Annotated in this window: 3 protein-coding genes; 2 read left to right on the top strand and 1 reads right to left on the bottom strand. The window is 64.5% G+C overall.

The window, feature by feature from the left end:
• A partial coding sequence (locus ACFWVD_RS28220) for a hypothetical protein (RefSeq protein WP_379247889.1) occupies positions 1 to 653 on the top strand: 653 nt, incomplete at its 5' end.
• The gene (locus tag ACFWVD_RS28215) at positions 653 to 1,249 is read left to right on the top strand and encodes a hypothetical protein (RefSeq protein ID WP_030663535.1); all 597 of its coding nucleotides are present in this window, start codon (positions 653 to 655) and stop codon (positions 1,247 to 1,249) included. The genes ACFWVD_RS28220 and ACFWVD_RS28215, both read left to right, overlap by 1 nt.
• A 76-nt stretch (positions 1,250 to 1,325) precedes the next feature.
• On the opposite strand, the gene ACFWVD_RS28210 is transcribed toward ACFWVD_RS28215, so the two are convergent.
• Complete coding sequence (locus ACFWVD_RS28210) at positions 1,326 to 1,673, bottom strand: hypothetical protein (protein ID WP_234308979.1); 348 nt, start codon at positions 1,671 to 1,673, stop codon at positions 1,326 to 1,328.
• Positions 1,674 to 2,740 lie beyond the last annotated feature (1,067 nt).

The raw sequence follows: 2,740 nt of genomic DNA, 5'->3' as shown, positions 1-2,740 counted from the left end.
CGGCCCTGGACATGAACGCGGCCTACCTCTCCGCCCTCAAGTGCTGGCTGCCGATCGGACAGCTCATCGAGACCACCGACGGAGTCCACAACCCGAAGAAGGCCGGCGTCCACCTCATCACCCCGCCCGACTGGGAACACGCCGACCTGCCCAACCCGTTGGGCAACCGGATGGAGCCGGGCGAGTTGTGGGTCACCGAGTCCACCCTCCGCCTCCTCCTCGACTGCGCCCGCCAAGGCCTCTCCGACGCCCCGACCATTCACCGCTCGCTCGTCTCCGGCGGCACAGAAGTCCTGCTGGAAAAACTGCGCCGCGCCCTGGCCGAGGTCCGAAAAACCGCTCTCGCCGAGGGCGACGAACTGACCGTGAACTACGTGAAATCCATGTATTCCAAGCTGGTCTCCACCCTGGGTGAATCGACCGCGAACCGTAATATGCGGCGTCCGGACTGGATGCACATTATCCGCGCGAAAGCGTTCGCGAATCTGTGGATGAAAGCTAACAAGATCCACAAGGCCGGATTGCAGGTCGTGGAAATCTCCGGCACGGACGAACTCCACGTCATCGGCGACTGGAGGCAGGTATTCGCCGAGGGCCGGGACCTGAACCAGGTGAAGGAAAAGCAGACCTACACGCTCGGAGGTAAGCGCTGATGGCGGGATCCGGGGATCTGTGGGCCCGCTGGGGCGAGTGGCAGCGGCACGACGCCCGTGGCATGAAGGGCGGGGAGGCCCTGATCCTGGAGCTCAACCGGATCGTGCACTCCTCCGGCATCGTCTCGCCCGTCACCACCCGCCGCGGCCTGACAGCCCGGCTGCGCTACCTCGACAGCCCCGCCGGCCGCGAGGCCCTGGCCGAACAGGGCATCAGCACCCGCACCCTGCGCTCCTGGACCCACGGCAAAGTCACCCCGTCCCCGGCGTCCCGCGACCGGATCGACGCGGCGTACTGGTGGCGCCGGCGGGAGAACCTGATCCGCTCCGGCTGGCTCGTCCGCCACCTCGACAATGACGGCCGGGGCCGGCGGATGGAGATTTACCCGGTCGACCAGAGCCACGTTGACGCCAAGTACAGCCGGCCCCTCAGCGACCGCTCGATCATGGTCCGGTACATCTGGCCCGACCTGGTCCAGGCCTGGGCGGCCCGTGATGAGGCAATGGTGGATGAGATCTGGGACGACGTCATCACCGACCTCGACTCGGATTATGCAGCGTATGCATATGTCTCCTCCGTCGGCATCGGTGCCTGATCTTCCCGTTGCTCGGCCTGCGTCCCCGGCCGAACTGAGCCGAAGCATGAGAGTTGGCGCAAAGGGAGGCGTGTTGTCACTCGAGGGCATCTTCCGGCGGCTGCGGTGGTTTTGGCCGGAGCCCGCCTGCGCAGGCCAGCACTTCTGTCGCTGAGGAGTTCAGGAAGATCGTGAACACGGACGTCCTGTCCACGGAGTCGATGAAACCGGTACGCACAAGCTCTTCCCCGGCCTGCCGGAGGATGTCGACAGAGGCGGCAAGGCCTCCGACCGTGTGGCCGCGCCGAGCAGCTGTGCGGATCCGGATCGCGAACACACCTGCGTGCCGACTGGCGGGGATCAGACCGTCCGAGATGTCGAAGGTGCCTCCGGCAACCAGGACGTCACGGGCAGGTCCGCATGCCGGGGTCTGTTCGCGAAGCATGGCAATGAGGTCCTCGCGAGGGATGCTGCGTACCGGCACCCGTAGGACCCAGGCGTCGCCCGTGTGTGACAACTGCAGCGCCTCTCTGGCGACAGCCCGACTGCTCCGACCTGCTTTTCCCGCAGGCTATCTGGTGCCGACGGTGACAACTACCGAGCCTCGGCACACGAACCGGCCGGGGATGCAGGGGGTTGTGAGGCAGGCCATGGCCACCTGATTCTGAGTCAGAGTTCCTACGGTTTGGGCGATATCGAATTGAACCAGGAGGAATGGCAATCAACTCATCACAGGCTACTCAGCAGCAGGGTGACGCACTGATTGAGTCGTGGCTGGATTGCACGGTGTGCAATAACGGGCTCCTCGTGTTCATGACTCGCACGGACACGGGCCGCCTCTACCTGGAGTGCGATGAATGCCTGTCCGGATACACGGCCGTCTCCACCAGCGGCGTGGATTGTCATTTCTGGACCGATCAGGCAGATTGGGATGGCCTCCCGCGAGCCGCTCCGATGTCCTGACCGCCGGATTCGACTGGAGCATCAGAAACGAAAGCTAGAGCAGGAAGACGGGGGTTGCGTTTCTGGTATTCGGCCGGGGGCGTCTCAGTTTCACTATTTGGCACGTGACTGTTTGCAGGGGTCGGAGGTCGGAGGCCTCCCCACCCCCCTTTCTCCAGCAAGATGGTGTAGACCACTTTGGGATGATGGTCCGGCGTATATGTTACGTCATGTAGTGGGTTGAGAGAGGGGCCGGTGGAGTGGATACCCCGTCAGCCCGTGTGCATACTGTTCCTGAGAGGGAGCGCGCAGCGCGACCGGTCGGCCCGGCCCCGCAGGGGCCACACCCCAGATCCCGTTCCTGAGGCACCGTTACAGAGAGGCCTTGACACACCATCAATAATCCTCTGTACAGCTACGATTAAGCCGGTACACCCGTGGCACCCCTCCCTCCACTGCTAGCCAGCCGTCGCGGACCGGTAGTCCCCGAACCGGCCGGCACCAACCCTGCAGTCACCGCAGGTGACTGCCCATCGGGCATACTCAGTCCGGCGTCGCGCAGCGACGCAG

Source organism: Nocardia sp. NPDC058666 (assembly GCF_042714895.1).
Taxonomy (GTDB): Bacteria; Actinomycetota; Actinomycetes; order Mycobacteriales; family Mycobacteriaceae; genus Nocardia.
This window is presented reverse-complemented; position numbering and strand designations above follow the sequence as displayed.

What these genes read in the sequence shown, in the direction of transcription:
- ACFWVD_RS28215 (WP_030663535.1), top strand. Translation starts at nt 653, where the DNA reads ATGGCGGGATCCGGGGATCTGTGGGCCCGCTGGGGCGAGTGGCAGCGG.
- ACFWVD_RS28210 (WP_234308979.1), bottom strand. Translation starts at nt 1,673, where the DNA reads ATGCTTCGCGAACAGACCCCGGCATGCGGACCTGCCCGTGACGTCCTG.